The 20,372-nt window shown below is 59.7% G+C and carries 21 protein-coding genes; 17 read left to right on the forward strand and 4 right to left on the reverse strand.

Annotated elements, in window-relative coordinates; all coding sequences use genetic code 11:
- The first annotated feature begins 1 nt into the window (after position 1).
- Positions 2–793 carry a hypothetical protein gene (locus I6F24_RS33215; protein ID WP_225130041.1) on the forward strand — a complete coding sequence of 264 codons (792 nt, stop codon included), beginning with the start codon at positions 2–4 and terminating at the stop codon, positions 791–793.
- A 1,577-nt stretch (positions 794–2,370) separates the two neighbouring features.
- On the opposite strand, the gene I6F24_RS33220 is transcribed toward I6F24_RS33215, so the two are convergent.
- Entirely contained in the window at positions 2,371–2,673 is a 303-nt protein-coding gene (locus I6F24_RS33220) for a hypothetical protein (RefSeq protein ID WP_225130043.1), read from the reverse strand.
- A gap of 97 nt (positions 2,674–2,770) precedes the next feature.
- The gene (locus tag I6F24_RS33225) at positions 2,771–3,247 is read right to left on the reverse strand and encodes a DUF3833 family protein (protein ID WP_225130044.1); all 477 of its coding nucleotides are present in this window, start codon (positions 3,245–3,247) and stop codon (positions 2,771–2,773) included.
- Positions 3,248–3,733: 486 nt separating this feature from the next.
- Between I6F24_RS33225 and I6F24_RS33230 the strand changes: the two genes are divergently transcribed.
- The 3 genes from I6F24_RS33230 to I6F24_RS33240 all read left to right on the forward strand — a co-directional run bounded on the left by I6F24_RS33230 (position 3,734) and on the right by I6F24_RS33240 (position 4,700).
- Entirely contained in the window at positions 3,734–3,979 is a 246-nt protein-coding gene (locus I6F24_RS33230) for a hypothetical protein (protein WP_225130046.1), read from the forward strand.
- A gap of 62 nt (positions 3,980–4,041) precedes the next feature.
- Positions 4,042–4,263: a hypothetical protein gene (locus I6F24_RS33235; protein ID WP_225130048.1), complete on the forward strand. Its 222-nt coding sequence runs from the start codon at positions 4,042–4,044 to the stop codon at positions 4,261–4,263.
- A 14-nt stretch (positions 4,264–4,277) separates the two neighbouring features.
- Entirely contained in the window at positions 4,278–4,700 is a 423-nt protein-coding gene (locus I6F24_RS33240; protein ID WP_225130050.1) for a hypothetical protein, read from the forward strand.
- Positions 4,701–4,783: 83 nt separating this feature from the next.
- Here I6F24_RS33240 and I6F24_RS33245 read toward each other — a convergent pair whose 3' ends face one another.
- Positions 4,784–5,089: a hypothetical protein gene (locus I6F24_RS33245; protein ID WP_225130052.1), complete on the reverse strand. Its 306-nt coding sequence runs from the start codon at positions 5,087–5,089 to the stop codon at positions 4,784–4,786.
- 279 nt (positions 5,090–5,368) lie between these two features.
- Between I6F24_RS33245 and I6F24_RS33250 the strand changes: the two genes are divergently transcribed.
- The 13 genes from I6F24_RS33250 (at position 5,369) to I6F24_RS33310 (ending at position 18,079) form a co-directional block, all read left to right on the forward strand.
- Positions 5,369–5,491 (forward strand): hypothetical protein, encoded by a 123-nt coding sequence (locus tag I6F24_RS33250; RefSeq protein WP_346277073.1) that lies wholly within the window; start codon positions 5,369–5,371, stop codon positions 5,489–5,491.
- A gap of 416 nt (positions 5,492–5,907) precedes the next feature.
- Positions 5,908–6,105 (forward strand): hypothetical protein, encoded by a 198-nt coding sequence (locus I6F24_RS33255; protein WP_225130054.1) that lies wholly within the window; start codon positions 5,908–5,910, stop codon positions 6,103–6,105.
- 57 nt (positions 6,106–6,162) lie between these two features.
- Complete coding sequence (locus I6F24_RS33260; RefSeq protein WP_225130056.1) at positions 6,163–6,426, forward strand: hypothetical protein; 264 nt, start codon at positions 6,163–6,165, stop codon at positions 6,424–6,426.
- Between the two features lie 245 nt (positions 6,427–6,671).
- Complete coding sequence (locus tag I6F24_RS33265; protein WP_225130057.1) at positions 6,672–7,166, forward strand: hypothetical protein; 495 nt, start codon at positions 6,672–6,674, stop codon at positions 7,164–7,166.
- A gap of 88 nt (positions 7,167–7,254) precedes the next feature.
- Positions 7,255–9,387, forward strand: coding sequence for a hypothetical protein (locus I6F24_RS33270; RefSeq protein ID WP_225148621.1), 2,133 nt, complete (start codon positions 7,255–7,257; stop codon positions 9,385–9,387).
- An 856-nt stretch (positions 9,388–10,243) separates the two neighbouring features.
- Positions 10,244–10,627, forward strand: coding sequence for a hypothetical protein (locus I6F24_RS33275; protein ID WP_225130062.1), 384 nt, complete (start codon positions 10,244–10,246; stop codon positions 10,625–10,627).
- Between the two features lie 598 nt (positions 10,628–11,225).
- Complete coding sequence (locus tag I6F24_RS33280; protein WP_225130064.1) at positions 11,226–13,088, forward strand: P-loop NTPase fold protein; 1,863 nt, start codon at positions 11,226–11,228, stop codon at positions 13,086–13,088.
- Positions 13,089–13,296: 208 nt separating this feature from the next.
- Complete coding sequence (qatB, locus tag I6F24_RS33285) at positions 13,297–13,935, forward strand: Qat anti-phage system associated protein QatB (RefSeq protein ID WP_225130066.1); 639 nt, start codon at positions 13,297–13,299, stop codon at positions 13,933–13,935.
- Entirely contained in the window at positions 13,932–15,206 is a 1,275-nt protein-coding gene (gene qatC, locus I6F24_RS33290) for a Qat anti-phage system QueC-like protein QatC (RefSeq protein ID WP_225130068.1), read from the forward strand. Before qatB ends, qatC begins: the two co-directional genes overlap by 4 nt.
- Positions 15,203–15,991 (forward strand): Qat anti-phage system TatD family nuclease QatD, encoded by a 789-nt coding sequence (qatD, locus tag I6F24_RS33295; RefSeq protein ID WP_225130070.1) that lies wholly within the window; start codon positions 15,203–15,205, stop codon positions 15,989–15,991. Before qatC ends, qatD begins: the two co-directional genes overlap by 4 nt.
- A complete protein-coding gene (locus tag I6F24_RS33300) occupies positions 15,991–17,547 on the forward strand; it encodes a DUF2235 domain-containing protein (RefSeq protein ID WP_225152494.1) in 1,557 nt (518 codons plus the stop codon). The genes qatD and I6F24_RS33300 overlap by 1 nt, the downstream gene beginning before the upstream one ends.
- 59 nt (positions 17,548–17,606) lie before the next feature.
- Positions 17,607–17,780: a hypothetical protein gene (locus tag I6F24_RS33305; protein WP_225130074.1), complete on the forward strand. Its 174-nt coding sequence runs from the start codon at positions 17,607–17,609 to the stop codon at positions 17,778–17,780.
- A gap of 29 nt (positions 17,781–17,809) precedes the next feature.
- Complete coding sequence (locus I6F24_RS33310) at positions 17,810–18,079, forward strand: DUF2235 domain-containing protein (protein WP_225130076.1); 270 nt, start codon at positions 17,810–17,812, stop codon at positions 18,077–18,079.
- A gap of 453 nt (positions 18,080–18,532) precedes the next feature.
- Here I6F24_RS33310 and I6F24_RS33315 read toward each other — a convergent pair whose 3' ends face one another.
- Entirely contained in the window at positions 18,533–20,338 is a 1,806-nt protein-coding gene (locus tag I6F24_RS33315) for a S8 family serine peptidase (RefSeq protein ID WP_225130077.1), read from the reverse strand.
- Between the last annotated feature and the right edge of the window lie 34 nt (positions 20,339–20,372).

The following is a 20,372-nucleotide window of genomic DNA, read 5'->3' on the forward strand; positions in this document are numbered from 1 at the left end:
AATGATTTCCGATGATCCCAAGAAGGCTATCAAGTTTGTAGCCGCGTTCCTGCCAGGCTTCATTGGTCTGGGCCTCGCAAGTTATTTGGTCGATCTGCGGTTCGGTGAACTTGCATACGCCTTTATTTCGATTGCGATCAGCATCGCATCCTTTGGGATTGCCTCGCTCGCGATGCGGCAATGGCGCGCAAAGAAGCGGAAACCAGCGCAAGCAGTCGCAACGGCGGAGATAGTGCTGGCATATGTAGTCGCGCTGGTTCTCGGAATTTTCGTGTCGGTTGCCTACGATGATGATTGGGTAATCACGGCGGTGAACAAGATACCTTTCGTGTCGCTTACCAAAACAACTCAAGACCACCCGCTTTTATACGTACTAAAGAAGAGCTTCACCTGTGTGGCTGTGCGTCCTATCGATGCTCGTGAGAACAACACGCTGGTCTATACGAAGGCGATGGTACGAGCGATCGTAAAGGATTATGCGACCGTCGAGGGATTTATCCGCGTTTACCCGACCGAACTTGATCCCGCTCAGGTCTTTCTATCTCCTGCGTGCAAGGTAGACGGAAAAAAGACGACAGCAATTCCTGGCCCTGGCGTTCTCGTGCAGACAGAAAATGTCATTGCTTGGGAGCTCATTGATGCGACCGCAAGCGAGTGTTGGAAGATCCACTACGGCAGCAAGCCGCCGTGTCTTTGTCCTTCGGAGGAGGTCAAAGACAAATACATGGCGCGAATGAACGTGGAAAAGCATGAACAACAAGACAAGTACCAGCTCTGCACGGCGGATAAATAGCCTGACTTCGGCAGCCGGCTGGCAGCATTTTCGCACGAGCCGTCAAGGTCTCTCAAGACGACCAAGCGGCCTGTGTTCTTACGTATATTTGTACGGTTTCATCGTTATATGAAACTCAAACGTGCTCAACTGAGCATTGACGATGAAAATTGATTGCGTCGCCAGCGTTCACGCCTAGGGCGTCGAGATCAATCCACGAGCCGTTGCAACTATCCAGCGGTTGCCCCAGCGCACGATAGATTCGATTCGCCCGACGCCGGGGACCACATCACCTCGTGCTGCCATTCGAATCCCATCGGGCCCTTCGAGCACCGCTGTTCCGCCGCGAACGTCCAGCACTGCCCAACCTGCCAGGGTCGTTGGTCTTGTCTCGGGAACCGACAGGAGCGGCCCCGCAGGCTGGATCGAGCCCGTCACAGACATGTCCACTTCGAGAGCATCCGCCGATTGCGCCGCATTTGGCGCTTTGGTCCCAGGCTTCGGAGCAACGCTCGCGATGAATGTGGAGGGCTGCCCCAAAGCAGGCGCTGTTCGCGAACCCGATGCAATCTTTCGGACGCCTTCGGCTTTACCGCCTGCCCTTGTGTCTGGCATGCGGCGCGAAGCCGTTTCTACCTGAGCAGTCGGGTCGAGAGCCGAGATAGCTGCAGGACCGTACCAAGCGCCAGCCCAACCCAACGCAAAGCCCGCCCCCAATGCGGCCGCCGCGACGAGACAAATAGTCAGTTTTGGAGGCCGGCCCGGCGCCAATAGCGCCAAGAGCTCGATTGGGGGTCGAGAAATCCGATTGATCGCGAGTGATGGGCCACGTGAGCTCGCCACTGCCGTGATCTGGGGCGATCGTGATCCTTTCCAAGGTATTCGCATGGTGCAATTGCATGCTTGGCTCCCTGCGGTCGCCAATGATCGTGCCGGAAGCTAAACTAACTCTTAACTGCCGGTGCGCTCGGCACGACTAAAGAGAAGTCGTAGAGCGCGAAGGGGCTGCCTTCGCGAGAAGGAGCGCGCCGGGCTAGGCAGCCGTTGCGCGAGTAAAGGGCAGAATGGGACTACCAGCTCGAGAGACCGGGCGCACGTGAATGCCGCGATACCAGGCTTAGCTTTGCCGAACTGGGCGAACTTTCAGAACGAAACTGACCCGAAAGACAAGCGAAAGGAGTGCGCTGTGACATTGGTATCGGGGCTTTTGCGTGGCCCTTTTTAACCGCCGCAGTTTATGGGTTGTATTTTCCTACCTTGGATTGCATATTTTTTCCGTTGTCGACCGCCTGTTGCCTTTAACAATTATGGTTTCCAGTAATGAGTAATCGAGGTCGGGTTCACTATTCGACTATTCTGGGCGAGCGGGTCGAGGGACTGGTCGCACTATTTCGAGAACTGCAGACTCTCCGCCGTCGCCTACGAGCCGCTCAGGCGAGAACGATTGTCAGGACTAGCCGTATCCCCAAAGCCAGTCGTAGACGGAGAGCGCTTCGGCGGACATAGCTGTCGCGAGCTCGTAGAGCCGTTCAGTGCGATGAAAGAACTCGGCACTTCCGCTTTCTAGGAAGCTCGCGCCAGATCGCTCTACCGACACCTCATTGTCCAGTAATCAGGGTATCGAGTGTTGCAGATGGAATAGTCAGCAACAGCTCAATCGTGAAGTGAAAGAGCGTATTTTGGCGGCTCGTCATCTCGGCGGACAACAGCGCGCTGAAGATGTAATCGTAAAGTGAGAGAACAGCGTTGCGGAACCCTTCGTGCTCGGCGGCGGAGTAGGAGTGCGCGTCATCCAGACCGAGAACATGACCATCAAGCTGAAGCCGTGCTGGCAATGAAGAAGGCGATCGCAGCGACCTGTCCGGCCGAACGGATGAGGTGGTTGCAGGTGGCTTTGGCATGCAAGAGCTTGGCGCGCCTTGTCGAAGGATCGGTTCCTGCGCCTACAATCTCATCTTAATGCTGCGCCAGAGCGCTCGACATCCGCGGGCATTGGGATCACAGCTTCCGATAGGTAATGTGTGCCGTCGCAAACGGGATGCCCGCACGTCCGGCGCTCCCACGCACGATGCAGGCGCGATCATCTATTGCGTAGAACCAATCATCGAAATTCAATTTGATCGATTTACCGCCTGGTTGCGGCGTGTCGCGAGTGTACTTCCAATGAAAGGCGCAGCCGGCTTGCTCTCCAAGAGCCTCACCTTCCAGCCGGTTTTCCAATCCGGTGTATTTGCCTTCGTTACCTTTTCGTATGGTCCAGTGCATCGTGTCGCAATGGCCATCATCGAATGTGTACGTCTCGGTGAAGATCACGATTTGGGTATCTGTCTCGAATTCGCCGTGCGCCGCAATCGTCGCGCGCTTTAGCAATCCGCCAACGAGGCTTTCCAGCACCGCCCAGCCTTCGATCCGCCCCACAAAGAATTGCTCCGGGAGAAAGATCGGCCTTGTTTCTCTGAAATCCTCGATCGCCATCGGTAGCACCCAATCAAGGGAATCTCCGTACTAAGTCCCTTGTTACCCATTGGGTTCCGATTAGCCGCGCCTTGCAGCGCCGTACTTCAAGTTATTGCGGCCCGCGAATAAGGAAAGGGCCGCTCGGACATTCCGAGGCCACCGGGGCTAAAAACCAGGGCGGCTGACCCCAGCTCCGGCGGCATCTGTGATAATTTAAGCTCTGCGGGTGAACAGCCCGGCGTGCAAAGTTCCGAGCCGAAGGTGGAGCCCCGTTGCATCTCGGTCACAGAAAGGATGCCCTGGAAGCTTTTGGTTAGTGGCATTCGGCAACTAGATTTCAGTTTATTTCAAATCTGAGATCGAATTTGTAGCCAACTGATCCGCTCAGGCGCTATCTTCTGCATCCAGACCTTTTGATCGCGAAATTGTTTGGCTCACGTGATGAGCCGCTTTGAGTGTCTTCTTACAGAGCATGACCGCATGCGCGTTGTGTAGGGGATAGACATGTTGGATCACGAATTCAATGAACAGCGCGCTAAGTTACTGCGTGAACTCGCAGAGCAGGCTGACCCATTTGTTAAAAGGCGCCTCCTGAAACTGGTGGAGCGGTATCAACCTAAGGGGCGAGCAGCGCCGGTTCACGAGTTCACTTTGAGCCTCGGCGATGCCGCCGATCGCAAGCAAGCGCCACCTCCCGATCCGGGCGTACCGCCGTCTACCATCAGCAGAACACGGGTAAGTTCTGATTGAAGTTCGTCTTCTGAATATCCGTGCGTTCAGCCCATAAAACCCGCAACTCGAGGAGAGCAATTATGGCAATCCAGATCGTCATGGACCGCACCGGCGACAGCCGTCATCTCTTCAATCTTCACGACGCACAGGAATTGGTCAGGGCCGAACAGCGCTTCAATGAGCTGACGAAGGTTGGCTTCACCGCTGCGGTCCGTACCGGAACGGACCAGCTATCACAAATCAAATCATTCGACCGGAATGCGGAAGAGACCATCTTTTTTCCGAGGCTCGTTGGAGGTTAGTGGGAGCCCCAGCCATGTTGGCCTTCCGATCGTTGGCCATGGGCAGCCGTTCTCGCATGAGAGCGACACGAGCCCTTTTCATCAAGCACGGCGCCGAGAGCACGCCGGAAGGCCGCTCGCTCCGGCGCTTGCGGGAGTGGCTTTCGCAGGCGCAACGCGAGCAGCTAGCCCGCAAAGGTTACTTCGAGGTGATCGGAAACGAGAGTGGGAGCCAATACAGGGTCTACGCCGGAACTTCCGGTAATGTTTGCGTGGTGGACGAGCGCGATCATCCGCAAGAGGGATTGTGTTTCATGCCGGTGGGCTCTCTGCCGATAGGAGACGTGATGCTCGCCCAGAAGATTGCGTTGGAGACATGCGAAGCCCACGTGCGCGCCGTGGCGAAGGGGTTCACTCCAAGTCGTTTTCATTTTAGGCAAGCCCGACTGCTCGGCTGACTGGCGGTCGCATCATTGCGCTTGCGAGTGGCGGCGCAGGCGTCCTGCTAAGTTGGTTCGCTGCTGAAGCTGGCCGGCGGAGTTTAGTGCTGGGGTTCATCCAATGCCTTGAGTCGCGCGTGGAGAAACGCGCTCGCATGGTCATAATTTGCATCACCGTCCACGACCGCGCGAGCGCGCGGATCGAGCACGCGACCGACCATTTCCGGACCGACTGCATCAACACGCTCTGACCACTGGTTCAGACGTTCATCGGAAAGGTTTTGGCTCGACGTGAATAATTTCAGCCACCGAGATGCGCCGTCATGCTTGTTGTGGTGTCGGGCAACAAATGCATAGAAGGCGAATAAGCTTTGGACATCCTCACGGGATACTGCTCGCTGGGCCATGAACATGCTCTTGTGAAAATAATCATCAGCGAATCAAATACGGATAATACATTTCTCCGGGTGTCGAATACCAAGAAAATTAAATGCCGCTCGGAGTGAGCTTCGAGCTCTGCAGCGCAGCGAACCTCCATTTACCTGCTTTAATGCGAGCCGCGCGCAGCTTGGGCACACTGCCCGTCCGCGCTTTAGCGGAACGCGGCCCCGGCTCTTCACCCTCCTCCCTTCAAGTGCACCGCCGGGGCGGGGCCGCTGGCCCACTTCCTCTCCGAACTCAACGTCATTCACGCGTTCCGCGAAGGCAATGGTCGCACGCAGCTTTCGTTCTTCCTCCTTCTGGCCGATCATGCCGGTCATCCCATCGACCTCGAAGATCTTGAGCCGGATACTTTCTGGATGCGATGATTGCTAGTTTTAAGGGGGACGAAGGACCTCTCGCCGTGGTTATCAGCGACCTGGTCACCTACTAGGCCCCTATCGACAGCTGCTCAAGACGCGACTTCCTTCGTTCGTCGCTCGATCTCTTTTTAGGAGATCCGAACTCACGGCCGAAAAGGCTGCGACGCGTTCGCGCATGCGCGCGAGCTCCGCCTTTTCAGGACAGCAGCATCCTGATTTTTTGAGCCATTTCAGAAGTCAAAGCCGTCCGACCCACACAGTCTACGTGGTCGAAGGCGAAGGTGATTCACGACCAAGGTCGGCGCCGCCTGGGCGCACGAGGACGGCGACGGCTACAACATCTCGCTCACGGCGGCCCTGCCGCTTAACGGGCGCCTGGTGGTGCGCACCGCCAAGGCCCATGCCAAGAACGAGGCGGCGCGATGAGCGCCGCTACCTTCCGCCGGTTCGTCGTCAAGGCGTTTGACTACGAAGAGTGGACGGTCATCGTCGAGGCCGGCAGCTCCGCCAATGCGATCCGCAAGGCCGAGGCGATCTACCGGGCCGACAATTTCGGTGTAGCGAACGGCTTTGATCTCGGCTGGAAAGCCCGGCCGCTGGTTCAGGAGGTGCGCCAGTGAGCACCGCCGGCAAGCTCCCTTCGCAACCGCGTTATCTAGGGCCACTGCATCCAGGTCATGCGGCAGATGGCAACCGGGTCGGTGGACTTCATCCTGACCGACCCCGTATGTCTGCCGATACAATCGAGTAGCGGGCAGACCATCCGCAATGACGACAACACGTCGTGGATCCGACCGGCATTTCGCGAGATGCAGCGCGTCGTGAAGAACCCCGGCCTGTGCCTGACCTTCTACGGCTGGGGCCGAGCCGATGTCTTCCTTGACTGCTGGCAGCTGCAGGATTCCTGGCCTGTCGGCCATCTCATCTTTCCGAAGCGGTAGGCCTCGTCCTCCGGGTTCGTGAAATAGCATCACGAACAGGCCTTTCCTTGCCAAGGGTGACGTGCCCCTGCCGGAAAATCCGCCGGCCGATGTCATCGACTAGGTCTGCACCGGCAATCGTCTGCATCCGACGCAGAAATCCGCGAAGATGCTGCAACCGCTCATCGACAGATTCTGCAAACCAATATCCTCGCGTCTCTTGCGGGCCGAAACGGTACGAGCTGCAGGAGCCAGAGCACTGCCAGTTGCGGTTCACGGTGGACGCCGGCAAGCGCGATGCCCAGACCACCACCGCCGACCTCAGCAAGCTCAACCGGCTGGAGGTGGCACCGACGATGTCGGGCAACTTCGGCATCGTCTACCTGGCCCGCAGCGGGGCCAATACTGTCTCCGTACACACTCGATACGGCGACCAGAGCAGCAACAAGGTGCGACTCAACAACCTGGCACCGGGACAGATAGACGCCTTCCTCTCGAAGGTGGCGGAGTTTCAGGAGAAGTTCTGCAGCGTCAAGGTCAGCGTGCCGGCAAGACCAGCCGCTCAGAGCGTACGCGGCCGATCGGGCCGCTCGTTGAGCGATGCCAAGGGCGGACCGCCGCGAGACCACCGTGGCCCGGCGGCGCGCGGGAGAGCCGCGGCAGATCAACCCAAGGAGCTACATCGACAGCCCATCGACCATTTCACGATCGGTCGCCGGCCGCCCGCAGCTAGACCAAAAGTTCCCCATCTTGGGCATTGACGTTAGCATCGATACGACCCTAGGTTTTCCCAATTCATTTTACTGCTCGATCCGGTGGGTGCCTTCGAGGCCCATTAAGGAGACAAGCATGATTACTTATTTGATAGCCGCAGGCGGCGTGTTCGGGTTTCTCCTGACAAGGTACGTTGCCGCGAAGACCAGGGAAGGCTCACTCTGGCGCGCAGTATTGCGCAACCTCAATCGTTTCTTCCTGCCGTTCGCTATCGCCGGCATTATCTTTTCCGGCCTTCAGATATGGCTCTCCCTCACCGACGACCTCGAAGGAGCCAGCCGGACCATCCGGGAATTGGAGACGGAACTGGCCCGTTTGCGGACTGTGGCCACCTTTCTGAAACCCTCTCCGGCGCTGGAATTCTCTATTTATCTGGCCTTGATTTTTCTGTTTGTGGCACCCTTCTGGGCCAGCCATCGGACCGTAATTAGCGTCTTCAGCGGCTATCTTCGATCGGTAAGCTTCGCCTACGTCTGGCTGACGCTGCTGACCTCTCTTACCTTCTTCGGCGGCATCGTTGCAGGTCCTGATGGCTTGCTCGCCGAACGAATAGCGACGATCGAGCACCACATCGAACGGATTGATGAACGATATGCAAAGGCCCTTCTGGAAACGAAAGCCGTCCTTCTCGCGGAGCTGATGCCTCGTCTCGTGAAGACCTACGAGACGAAAAAGAGGGATGATGATGACCAGCAATGGCCACACATCGTTCTCCTGGCCGACAAGCTCCGAAAGGCGCTTGGCGATCTGCCAGGACAATATCCCTCTCTGCTGGACGGGCCCCACGGCGCCCCGAACGGACCAACACCATCACCCGTGCTTCCGCCAGGACCTCCGCCGGCGAGCGCTTCGGTCGCTTTGTCCCCGTTGAATGTCGACGAACCGCCGATCGTCAGGCCTCTTCCGCCTCTGGAGAAGCTGCAAGAGAAACCGGCATCCCAGCCGCTGAGCGAGCGCCGTGTTGCGCCCGCGAAACTGGATGCTCCCACCGCTACACCGCTCGCTCTCCAGTCGGTCGCGTACGCGTATCGTGGGCGGATCCAGCCATTTGACCAGGCTCTTCCCCTCAAACCGACTTCGGTCGCCGTAACATTCCCGGATGTGCAGGCAACGCGTCCGCAATGGTCGCTCGAAACGGCCGAAGCGATTGAAAAGGAGCTGAAGGCGTCCTCGGCAGAAAAGCGAACTGTTCCGGAAGAACTTCTCGCCTCCACGGGATCACGCGCAATTGGCGCCGCCTACGAGGGAAGCGTCGACGCCGTGATGGATGTTCTGAAGAACAACGAGGACCTCGGCCTGCCGCTAGGTTTCCTGGCCGGCTTTGTGGAAGCCTTCCTCAATGAATCAGTAAAGACCGCTATCGAACGAGGCATCGAGAAGCAGAGCGCACGGCTTGCGACCGGCGCGAGCAAGCTCGCAGCAGCGGTATCAGGATTCACGGACTACGTGGCCGCCGCTGTAGCCAAGGGGTTTGGGAGCAAGCTCCGCGCGCGCACTGAAGCGGTCGTCGCCAAGATCGATGCCATGGAGAAAAGCATAGCTGACGCTCAATCCAAGATTCCGAACGACATGCAGGCGTTATCGATCCAGCAGTTCGAGCCTCGGTGGGCCGGTCTCGCAGCCGTCTGGGGGCAGGCGACCGGTCGTCTTCCCGACGAGTTGCGCAAGCCAGCCGCAGAGGTGCTTGGCGAAATTCGTGAAGCAATCGAGAAGCTCGGACCTGTCGATCGAATGACCCTGCTTTACAATTGCGAGCAGGTCTGGCTCGACTCGGCGGAGAGAACCCGCCTCAGCTACATCTCAGCGATGCTCCGGTGCGAGGAGCTCGCCGGGCGCACCACCGCTTCCTTTCAGCAGTCTCTCCGCAAGGCGCTTCCCGGACTACTCGCTGGCGAGATTGCTGATAAAGGTCTTCGTGACATGGTTCCGTCAATGGTCGGCGATACCAAGATCAAGGGCAAAGATCTGAATGAGCTAGTGGCAGCCTTGCAAAACGCCCGGTCCGACGCGCTCGGCACTCCCGGTGCAGCCGCTCGCTTCATTGCTGAAAGTCGCAAGGCTTCTCCAGCGCGGGCTCGAAGCGGATTCATGGCGGCGATGGGAGCGACTTCTTGCAGCATTCGCGCAGAGCTTGTGACAGAGCATTACGTGAACAATGTGCTCGTCTCGGTCACGCGAACTCCGATAACGCTGCCCTGTTTCCGGTAGCTGTTTCAGCGTTCTTTTCACCTCAAGAGCGGCCTGCGATCGGGCTCGCGAGTATTGAGGATAGACCGCGATCGCATTCGTCGAGTGGCGGCGCCCTGACAAGAATGTACGGCTCCCGGCGTATACTGAAGCACTTGCGCGCAACACTCCTGCCACTTTGTTGAACAGACGAGGGACGAAGCGCCCGCCCCTTCCGTAAGCTGCAGGCATGCGCGTTGTCGTGTCCGCCTCGCTGCTCCGGGTGCCAACGCCGTGGCCCGGGACTGGGGCAACATGGCCGTGACCTCATCGACGCTGGGCAACAACACCAATCGGCTTTGCATCGGCGACCACGCGCGGAGCTCGTTATCGATGAGTGCCGTAACGGTTGCCAGTTCTCGAATTGAGATAAGTCCCGCCACGGTGTGATGAGCCGGATCCGCCCAAATAGCTGCCGCCATGACTGGTCGTGTGATGTCCGCCGCCGTAGCTGACGCGCCCTCCATGTCCTCCGCGTGCGTTTGCTTGTCCGATCACGCCGAGCAGCAACAGACCGGCAACTATTGCAATCAACTTCATATTTCGCCCGCCCCTTTCGAATGTGGAAGCGTATCCAAGCGCAGCCGATGCGTGCTAACAACCTTTGATACGCGCAAATATGCAGCTTTACGCCGGGAACAACTGGAGCCGAGCCGTTTTCCGGCGCGAGTAAGGCGCGCGCCTGTCCCCGAAACGTCTCGATCTCCAATGGAGCCGGTGACCTCGTCTGAATGCCCAATCCGATCGCGCAGAAATACCGCAGATGAACGACCCTCTACGCTGATTATCATCATGGCCGCCATGCTAACGCAGGCCTGCTACTTGCTCGGGGCCAACATTGTCGTCACAGGAAATTTCCACCCAGTCGACTGCTGCAGCCGATCGGGATCTAACCTTCGTAGTGATTGAGCGTCATCGCGAGCTGTCGGCGCATTACGATGCGGCCTTGTCCGTATCGGCGAAGCTCGATGGGCCCGAGTTTGATGCCGCCGACGAAATCAGCAGTCAAAGGACCCATGCTCTCGCGGAGCATGCGAATGTGCTCATCCGTTCAACGCCAACCTCGATCGCGGGCGTTATTGCTCTGACCCGTTACGTCGGCAGCCTACGAGAGTGGGAACTTCCCGATGATGATGCATGGTATCGGGTTTTCTTAGGAGGACTGGCAGACGCGATCGATGGAATTGCGATGGCGCAGCGGCTTGGGCGAGACGGCGATTAACATGGCGCTCGCTTTCATCTTCCGCGGCATACTTTTCTGGGGGGCCATTGCTGCGCTTCTCTATTTCGTGTGGAATTTGCCCTTCTGAAGCCCGACGACTAGGGGCTCGCCAGAACCAGTGTCGAGGCAATGAGGAGCGGCGGCTTTTCAACCACGGTAATCGCCCACTACAATATCAGTTTCGGTCGCCCTGCCGAAGCTGATCCGTCTTGAAAAGCTCTCAGGACGTAGTCGCGGGGGCATACTCGGCCTTTGTGCTGGGGAGAACGCTCATCAGCCGCCCCTTCACTGAGCTCGACAAGCTTGCCCTGGCAGCCAAAGGCGGCCTCAGCTGGGAGCATTGGAGCTGGAGTCAATGGATTGGCTACCACTTGGACATCCGTCTTACTTTGGGATATGTGACGATTTTCTTGTCTGCACGATATGATTCCCTCAACCTTGACGCGTAAGAAGAAGGGTCGTGGTCGCGTTTTTCGGCAACCCTGCGGTACGATGTGCTGCATTTGGCGGCTCCGCCAGGCTCTCCCTGAGGCACGTCCGCTTTTTGTGAGGCCGGATCGCAAGGTGAGAGCTGCCATGACAACGCGCGAGATTGCTGATGTGGCCCGATAACGAAACCGAACGCGACTTCCTGAACTTCTCCGGCGTGGCTGACACGGTCGCCGAGATCATCGTCCAGGCCAAGAGCAGACCAATTTCCATCGGTGTCTCGGGGGCTTGGGGTATCGGCAAGTCGTCGATGATCAAGCTCACCCGCTCCGCGGTCACGGCCCGCGAAAAGAAGAGTGGCGCGAGCAAATACGTGTTCGTCGAGTTCAACGCATGGCTATACCAAGGCTACGATGATGCACGTGCGGCTCTTATGGACGTCATCGCCGATAGGCTTGAGGAAGAGGCCAAGACCCGTGCAACCGCGCTCGACAAGGTGAAGTCGCTCGCCAAGCGGATCAAGTGGTTGCGGGCTGCCAAGCTCCTCGCCACCTCGCTTTACTTCGGAGTACCTCCTGTCGGAGCCGCCGGCGAGATTTTCGAGCTCGGCAAGAAGGTTTTGGCCGAGGGCCTTGGGAAGGACACCGCCGCCGACGCCAAAAAAGCTGCAGCGGATGTGGCAAAAGAGGGTAGCGAGCTCCTGAAGCCGCAGGACGAAACGTCTCCACCGAAGGAAATTCAGGCGCTACGCGATGCCTTCGAACAAACGCTGGAGGAGCTCGGGATCACGCTAGTTGTGTTGATCGACGATCTTGATCGCTGTCTGCCCGAAACGACGATTTCGACGCTGGAGGCGATCCGCCTCTTCCTGTTCCTCAAAAACACCGCCTTCGTCATCGCGGCCGACAACGACATGATCAAGCACGCGGTGAAGAAGCATTTTGTCGGCGTCAACGACGACCTCCTAATCACCAACTATTTCGACAAGCTCATCCAGGTTCCGATCAGGGTGCCGCAGCTCGGCACCCAGGAGGTCCGCGCTTACATGATGCTCCTGTTTGTCGACAACAGCGAGCTCTCTGACGACCATAAGGAGAAGGTCCGGGTTGCTGTGATTGGGCAGCTCAGGCGGACTTGGCAGGGGAAAAAGGTCGATCGAGCCTTCCTTCAGAGTCTCGGAATTGCGTTCCCGGAATCTCTCGTCGGTCAGTTCGACACGGCCGAACGACTCGCTTCGCTGATGACGACCGCCTCCGGCATTCTCGGTAATCCGCGACTGATCAAGCGGTTCCTGAACGCTCTCTCGATCCGCTTGACGATCTCGAAAGCGCAGGGCGTCGGCGTTGATGAGGCCGTGCTGGCCAAACTGCTTTTGTTCGAGCGTATCGGCGACACTGCTGCTTACGCCGAGCTGGTCAAAAACGTCAGCATCGATACCGAGGGCAAGCCCACCTTTCTCAAGGAATGGGAAGAAGGCGCGGTTGCCGGCCGCGATCTGGATTTGAAGGCGCCGTGGACGGGCGAGTTCGTGAAAGAATGGTTGGCGCTCTCGCCGCCCCTGCACGATACCGATCTTCGTGGTGCACTCTACGTCAGCCGCGAATATGCACCGTTGATTACGCCCGAGGATCGCTTGTCGTCCGACGCGGCGGAGCTGCTCGCCGCATTGCTCGAACATCCGGAAATGGCGACCACTCTCAAGGATGGGCTCGCGCGGGTCGCACGCATCGAAACCACGGTGATGATGGACCGCTTGCTTGAACGCGCTAGAAAAGAGCAGGAATGGGGAGCACCGCCGATATTGAACGCATGTATTGCCTTGGTTGAAGCGGATCCAGTCCAGGGTTCAAGGCTGGCGGCGTTCTTGGCTGATCGCCCTGCCCAGCAAATTCAGCCAAGCATCGTTCCCAAGATTGCCGATCGCGCGTGGTCAGCGACAATTCTCGATGCATGGAGTTCGTCGCCCGCGATCTCGAGGACGGTTAAGAACGCGATCAAGAAGACGAGGGACAATGGGAACGTCGCAGTCTAGCGATGGGCCCGGTCCGGGCGTACCGATGGTACCGCCCTGGACGCCCGCCGCGCCACAGGATCCGGTACCACCTCTCGCTCCACCGCCTCCTTCCGACGACCCCGACGCGCCGCCGGCGGAAGGTACTTCGTCGCCCCCGCCGTTAGCTCCGCCGGCTGTCCTCACGCCGCCGCGACTTGCGCCCGAAAAGCGCTTCGGTGGCGTCCGCATGAGCCTTGGCAATTTTGCGCGATCCGGAGACGATCGCGATCTAAGGCGGGGACTTGGGCACTACGTCCGTAGCGGCTACGGCGGCTCCAATGTTACGACCAGTCGATTCGGTGGCACGGCGCAGACGGCAGGAGCGCTCAGCCATGCGCTGTACTCAACCGCCAACGGCGCCGCGGATGCGCCGGTCGACGCGACCGCTCTGGCCGGGCGTTCCGCCGAGGACATCGCGACCGCAATCATAGAAGCGGTCAGGCCCGTCGACGGAACACAGGACGCGGAAGCCGAACGGGCGGCGATACACGACGCCATGTCCGACCTGCTTGCCCAATATCCGGACGCCGACCTGCTCAATCTGTCGAACATCGAGCGCGACTTCGTCATCGAAAGGTTCTCTGCAATAGATGTAGCGCGCCGCTTCGAACTCGATGTCGGCAAGCATTTGCTCGAGAAGGCGGCGACCGCCACAGTCGCGATGGCGCGGTTGAAGCAAATGCGTACTTATATCGTCGAGGCCGTTGCCGCATCCTTTCGCAAGCTGAAGGACCACGGACGGACGCTGACCGCCGGACGAGTCGCCCGCATTGTTCAGGACGCGCTTCGAGATACGTTCGAAGTCTTCGAAGGGTACGAAGAATGAAGCTGCTGTGCGCACCGGCCGACGTCGGCCGGCTGAACGAACAAGGAGCTCTTAGGGTCATTCTCTTCGGCCAGGCCGGCGCTGACGACCGTGGCAGCGCCGGTGCCGCTGTTCGTAACGAGATCCGGAGGGAGCGGCTTGCCCCGGCTCGGAGAGCCTGGGATCTGCTATCGATCGCCATGTCGATCATGGCGGCAGACGCCGCCGGCTTGCGGACCGAAAGTCCGGATGGGTGGACTCGCGAGTTCGAGTTGGAGATTGCAGTCGCCGAGCCCGCGTTCTGGAATGGACTGGCCGGCCTGCTTGCGGACGCGTTGGCCTTTCTAACGACGGACCGCTGGCAATTTCACTTCATCGCCGGCGGTCGCACACCGGTTCCGCCCGAACGGATCGTTAGGCCCCCGGAAAACGCCGTCGTGCTTCTTTCGGGCGGTCTCGACAGCCTGAGCGGTGCGATCGATCTTGGCGCCGATGGGGATCGGCTTGTCGCGATCAGCAAGATAGTCCGCGGAGACGCGGAAAAGCAGCTTCACTTCGCGTCCTTGATCGGTGGCGGATTGAAACATTTTCAGTTGAATGACAACGCGGTGGTGCCGGGGGTCGAGGATACGTCGCAGAGGGCCCGATCGATCATATTTCTGGCCTTCGGCGTCCTGGTCGCCACCGCCCTGAAGCCATATCGACCCGGCGGCGACCTGCCGCTCTACATTTGCGAGAATGGCTTCATCGCCGTTAACCCGCCGCTGACGGGAAGCCGCATCGGCAGCTTGAGCACGCGTACCGCCCACCCCTACTTTCTGGCGCAATTTCAAAGCATCTTGAACGCAGCAAACCTTGGTGTGAGAATCCGCACTCCCTACGCCGCCAAAACCAAGGGGGAGATGCTGAAGGAATGCGAAGATCAGCCGCTGCTGCGCAGGCTGGCGGCGAGCTCGACGAGTTGCGGACGATTTCAGCGCTACAACTACCATCATTGCGGCCGCTGCGTCCCATGCCAGGTGCGGCGAGCGGCGTTCCTGGCATGGGGGCGCGCCGATTCGACCGAATACGTGTTTGAAGAACTGGGACGAGACGACCCGGATCACGCCGGGTTCGATGACGTGCGATCGGTCGGAATGGCGCTGGCCGCCGCGAAAGATGGTGGTTTCGACGCTTGGCTGGGAAGCGCCCTTTCATGGCGCGGCCTTGACGAGCGCGAGGCGCTCAAGGATATGCTACGACGAGGACTGGCAGAGCTCGGGGCCCTGCATGCGAAACACGGTGTCAAGTGATCGATTTCCACGCTCATCTCGATCTCTATCCGGATGCGGTCGCAACTACAAAGGAATGCATCGATCGCAGACTTTTTGTCCTGTCCGTGACGACGACCCCATCGGCCTGGTCGGGCACGGCTGCCCTCGCGAAAGACGCAGCGCGCATCCGCACCGCACTCGGCTTGCATCCGCAGCTCGCAAACGACCGTCAGGGAGAATTGGCACTATTCGAGGACCTTCTTCCTAGGTCGAGGTACGTCGGCGAGATCGGCTTGGATGGAGGTCCTGAACTCAAAAGCACCTGGACGGTCCAGCATCGCGTGTTCACGCAGATCCTGCGCATGTGCGATGCCGCTGGCGGGCGCATTCTGACAATCCACAGCCGACGTGCGGCCACACCCGTGTTGGAGGCGCTCGCCTCCAACGCCAATGCCGGCGTGGCCGTGCTGCACTGGTTCTCGGGGTCCAAGAACGAGCTTGCGCGCGCCATCGACCAGGGATGCTGGTTCAGCGTGGGACCGGCGATGCTGGCGAGCGAGAAAGGTCGCGCGATAACGGCGGCGATGCCACCGAGCCAGGTGCTCACGGAAACGGATGGACCCTTCGCACAAGTCGACGGTCGTCCACTGTCGCCCTGGGATGCGGCAATGGCGGAGGGAACGCTCGCCGCTATCTGGGGCGTCAGCGAGGACGACGTTCGGGATCGATTGATGGAGAACCTAAGACGCCTGACCAGCGCGGCCCCACCGGTTGAGCCGGATGCCACCCGCGCGGCACCAGGGAGTAGAGTGGGGAGGATATAGTGGGCAAGAACGTCGTCGTATTTTCGGATGGTACCGGTCAGGACGGGGGTGCTCGTCCAGAGCAGCGCATCAGCAACATCTACAAGATGTACCGGATCTCGCGCGACCACGCCGACACAGCCATCGATCCGTCGAAACAAGTGGTGTTCTACGATGCTGGGCTGGGCACCGATATCGGCGCCACCGCCCTCACTGCTCCTGTCCGCTTCGTCCAGAAACTGCTCGGCTCTGTGACGGGCGCTGGCATCAAGCGCAACATCGCCGACTGCTACGAATTCATCATCAATCACTACGAAGAGGGCGACCGGATCTTTCTATTCGGCTTCAGCCGTGGCGCCTACACGGTACGTAGTTTGGCAAACTTGCTGATGCTGTGCGGAGTGCCCACCGAGACCCCTGGTGGTCCGCTCATGCGGCACCGCAAGGCCGCCAAGGACATCGCCTGGGAGGCCGTCGATACCGTGCTGGAGCACGGCGCGGGCCATCCAAGAGCTGAATTTGAGTACGAGCGGCTCGAACTGGCGCGACGGGTTCAGCTCAAGTACCGGTCCGGCGATGGCACTGATTCCAACGTGGCTCCATACTTCATCGGTGTGTTCGACACCGTCGCCGCCTTGGGGGCCAGTGGCATGCGCTACCTGGTTATTCAGGCCGGCCTCGCGGCCGGCGTCTCCGCCGTCGCCTTCGCTGCCGGCTTCCTTCCGTCCATGCTGTTCGCTGTGCTGTACAGCGCCTTGTTCGGCACGAACTTCATGCTGGTCGGCTTTGTTGCGCAAGTCGCCATTGTTGGCGCAGCCCTTGGCGCGTTCTGGTACTGGCAAACCAAGGCCGATACCAAGACGATCAGCGATTATCCAAAGCCTGGGGAGTTCCGATCCCACAAGGCCGTATGGAAGGGAGAAAACTTCGATCGTCTGCTGAGCAAACACGTCGCTTTCGCTCGCTCGGCGAACGCGATCGACGAAACCCGGAAGGACTTCGACCGCGTCGCATGGGGCGGAGGCGATGAAGGCTCTCCCCACTTTCCGGGGCATGAGCGGCTCCGCCAATGGTGGTTCGCCGGTAACCATTCGGACGTCGGGGGCTCCTATCCGGAGCCGGAATCTCGGCTATCTGACGTCGCGCTCGAATGGATGTGCCACGAGGCCGTTTCGGTTCCGAACGGACTCCTGACCGGGCCCATTTTCGTGGGTGGCGTCAAGATGCCGAACACCGGCGACTTTGGCCCCGCATTGAACGTCTACCCTGCGGCCGACGGCGTGCAGCATTGCGAGGTCGCCGGCATGCGCGACACGATTGACGGCTACGCCGCCAAACTTCCGAAATGGTCGTGGCTGCAGAAGTACGTCGCACGCCAAAACTGGGAGACCAAGATCCGCAATATCGACCCGGCGGCCAAGGTCCATCCCACCGTCGGGGCGCGCTTCGACCTGCCCAGCGTCCTTCAATGCACGCGGGTCGGCGCCTATCGTCCCGATGCACTCGCAAACCACAACGCCTTCAAGCAGTACTATCACCAGGTCGGAACTGCGGCGAACTCAACGCCACCCAGCTGAAATCCCGCGCGAACCCCTTGAACCAATCGCTGGTGGGCCTATCGGATAAGGACCGCACAATGCCGATCGAGGGCGGTCTGAGCATTCTCGACGACAACCACCGGGTCTATTCCCTCACCTTCATGCAAAGCGTTCCGGAGGCGGAGTTGAACAAGCACGGGATCGAACGCCCCAAAGTGATTCAGGACGTCTGGGTTGCGACGCATCGGGACGGCGAGACATTAGATAGCTAGCCGGAGCGGCGAGTTGCACCCGGCGTTTGATGGCCAGGACTTTGGCGAGAGGACCACATCGTAATCCGGCTCGCCAACATCACCAAACTGAACTCGCGATCTACGCCAAGCATGCGATTTCGATCGACGAGAACCGTGCGGATTTCAGAAGTTTCCCGTGGTCCCCGACGGCGGAAAAAGCGGGCGAACGCGACGTCCACGGCAACCTGTATTTCGAGCAGGTATGTTTCCCGGGCGTGCACGCCGATATCGGCGGCGGCTATTTGGAAAACGAAGCCGCGTGTCGGATGTGGCCCTGAACTGGATGGTTGCCGGCGCATCGCTTATCCCGGACGGGCTCAAGCATGACAAAAGCGTCCTGCAGCTTTCGCCGGACCCGGCCGGCCCCCAGCCCAACAACCAGGCCGGTGGATTGCTCAAGGCCGGCATGCGTCGCCTCCCCGTGGATCCGAACACGGGCGAGTCCACCGCCAATGCACACCCGTCAATGCACGCTTGGCGGCAGGGTCGGTCCTGCTGTACGACTGGACGGGAAACTATCGCCCGACAACATGAGCGTACACGTCGACTTCAAGCATTACTTCGATCAGATCAGGCCGCACCGCCGAGACTTGGTCGCTGACGATATCGAGCTCAAATGGGAGAAGGCCAACTATGGCGGTCGTCTATAGCTTTTTGGCTGTGTTCGGCGCCGCACGCTCGAGCGTGCCGCAAGGTCGAATTCGCTCCGTCGCGCCAAATTCGTGTTGCGATCAACTTCCTACCGGTGCTTTCGCTGCGGTCACGGAATTCAGCGCATTGACGCGTCCGCGCCCCCAAATGTTCGGCAATGGCGCAGGCGGGGCGTCGGCGTGGTCACCGAGCAGCTTGGCGACCTGATCTTGCTTGAGCGTGGGCTTCACCTGCAGCATCGCCGCAACCACGCCGGCAACATGCGGAGCCGCCATACTGGTACCCTGCTTGGCCGTAAATGGCTTGCCAGCAACATCGAACTCCGGGTGCGGCTCGGCGTTGATGGCCTTCGCCGAAATGATCAACTGACCGGGCGCGCACAGGGTGGGAAATTGACGGTCGTCCAACGTCGGTCCCTGGCTCGAGAACGCCGCGGGCTTGTGCAGATCTGCGGACGGTCTCGTAACGTATGCTCCAACCGAGATGGCCTTGAGCGCGGTCGCCGGAATCGTACCGGTACTCGCGGCGCTCGTTTGCGACGAGGTGAACGCGGTTGCCGGAGTCCCCTTGCGTCCTTTCGGGGCACGCAGATAACCATGATAAACGCCAGCGTCGGCACCGGTCCCCACGGTGACACCCGACAAGGTAATCGACCATGTCCCAGGAGCAATCCGCAGACCGTCCCGACGAATGGCGATGCTGATCCGGTTCTTGTTGTGGGCAGGAACGGCAATGGCGGATGCGAGACTAACGGTCGAGCGGCCGAGCGTGCGCCGCACCGAGCCCCCGCCGGCCGCGAGCGACATTGAAACGCCCGAAGGATCGGTGAGAACGACATCGAACCTTTCCGCAGTCGACTTCAGACCGTACCAGATTTCGATGTCCAGCTCCTTGGCCATCTGCCTGTCATAGATGCGGAAAGTGATCCGATCCGTGGCGCCGCGCGCGATCCTGCCCCGAACGTGCTTGTTCTTGTTTCCATCGTTGCCGGCCGAGATGACGATGGCGCGCCCCTCGGCCCCGAGCGCAGCATCAATCGCCCTTTCATCCAGGCTACGACCGTCGCGCGCGCCCAGCGGTTGGCCCAAACTGAGATTGATAACGGAGGGACAATTGCGCGCTCTCGCTCGTTCCTGGATGTATTCGATCCCCTGCCGTATCAGCGCAAAGTTGAACTTGGTGGCGACAACGATCAGATCCGCGGCCGGAGCCATTCCGACGAAAGCTGCCGCCGGGCTGCCGGGCGAAACGGCGCCGTTGCCAGCGGCAATTCCCATGACATGGCTTCCGTGTGGATCGTCGGGCACGTCCTTGGTGCGCAGCCGCCGTCCACCCGTTCTCAACGCGTCATTTATGGCGGTTTCGGTGAATTCCACGCCACTGCGAGCCGTACCGTCAACGTTGTTTCCGGGGGAACCTTCCGAGGGAAAGCGGGGCGGACGACCCGGTCGTGCCGGCACGGGTTCGAGGCGCTGGTCCCAGATCGAAAGGATTCGGGTCTTGCCATCGGGTTTGCGAAAGCTCGCATGCGTGTAATCGATGCCAGTGTCGACGATGCCGATGATCACCCCCTTCCCCACTTCGCTTCCGATCACGGGCTGCAGCACGTCGGCCTTGATGTCGGATCGGCTAACGTCGAATGGCGAGTATAGCGTGCGCGCGAGCTCTATGTATTCGATGCCCAGGCGGTGGACCTCGGGCAGGCTCGACAGGGGCATCTCGGCAGAGATGATGCCGCCGGCCGTCGCGTGCAGCCGCATTCCCAAGGCCACAAGTTCATCAAGATCGCCATGCCATTCGAACGTGACCGGCACCCGTGTCGTCGCCCGCTCGTGTGCGGGCGTGTCGTCGTACATCCATTGCAGATGCGGATCGATGATCGTCATGTCGCTTCTCGCAATCGGTGGAGGGTAAGACACG

Origin of the sequence: Bradyrhizobium sp. BRP23, assembly GCF_020194135.1 — a bacterium.
Lineage (GTDB): Bacteria > Pseudomonadota > Alphaproteobacteria > Rhizobiales > Xanthobacteraceae > Bradyrhizobium > Bradyrhizobium yuanmingense.

What these genes read in the sequence shown, in the direction of transcription:
- I6F24_RS33215 (WP_225130041.1), top strand. Translation starts at nt 2, where the DNA reads ATGATTTCCGATGATCCCAAGAAGGCTATCAAGTTTGTAGCCGCGTTC.
- I6F24_RS33220 (WP_225130043.1), bottom strand. Translation starts at nt 2,673, where the DNA reads ATGCCAAAGCCACCTGCAACCACCTCATCCGTTCGGCCGGACAGGTCG.
- I6F24_RS33225 (WP_225130044.1), bottom strand. Translation starts at nt 3,247, where the DNA reads ATGGCGATCGAGGATTTCAGAGAAACAAGGCCGATCTTTCTCCCGGAG.
- I6F24_RS33230 (WP_225130046.1), top strand. Translation starts at nt 3,734, where the DNA reads ATGTTGGATCACGAATTCAATGAACAGCGCGCTAAGTTACTGCGTGAA.
- I6F24_RS33235 (WP_225130048.1), top strand. Translation starts at nt 4,042, where the DNA reads ATGGCAATCCAGATCGTCATGGACCGCACCGGCGACAGCCGTCATCTC.
- I6F24_RS33240 (WP_225130050.1), top strand. Translation starts at nt 4,278, where the DNA reads ATGTTGGCCTTCCGATCGTTGGCCATGGGCAGCCGTTCTCGCATGAGA.
- I6F24_RS33245 (WP_225130052.1), bottom strand. Translation starts at nt 5,089, where the DNA reads ATGGCCCAGCGAGCAGTATCCCGTGAGGATGTCCAAAGCTTATTCGCC.
- I6F24_RS33255 (WP_225130054.1), top strand. Translation starts at nt 5,908, where the DNA reads ATGAGCGCCGCTACCTTCCGCCGGTTCGTCGTCAAGGCGTTTGACTAC.
- I6F24_RS33260 (WP_225130056.1), top strand. Translation starts at nt 6,163, where the DNA reads ATGCGGCAGATGGCAACCGGGTCGGTGGACTTCATCCTGACCGACCCC.
- I6F24_RS33270 (WP_225148621.1), top strand. Translation starts at nt 7,255, where the DNA reads ATGATTACTTATTTGATAGCCGCAGGCGGCGTGTTCGGGTTTCTCCTG.
- I6F24_RS33280 (WP_225130064.1), top strand. Translation starts at nt 11,226, where the DNA reads ATGTGGCCCGATAACGAAACCGAACGCGACTTCCTGAACTTCTCCGGC.
- qatB (WP_225130066.1), top strand. Translation starts at nt 13,297, where the DNA reads ATGAGCCTTGGCAATTTTGCGCGATCCGGAGACGATCGCGATCTAAGG.
- qatC (WP_225130068.1), top strand. Translation starts at nt 13,932, where the DNA reads ATGAAGCTGCTGTGCGCACCGGCCGACGTCGGCCGGCTGAACGAACAA.
- I6F24_RS33305 (WP_225130074.1), top strand. Translation starts at nt 17,607, where the DNA reads ATGCCGATCGAGGGCGGTCTGAGCATTCTCGACGACAACCACCGGGTC.
- I6F24_RS33310 (WP_225130076.1), top strand. Translation starts at nt 17,810, where the DNA reads ATGGCCAGGACTTTGGCGAGAGGACCACATCGTAATCCGGCTCGCCAA.
- I6F24_RS33315 (WP_225130077.1), bottom strand. Translation starts at nt 20,338, where the DNA reads ATGACGATCATCGATCCGCATCTGCAATGGATGTACGACGACACGCCC.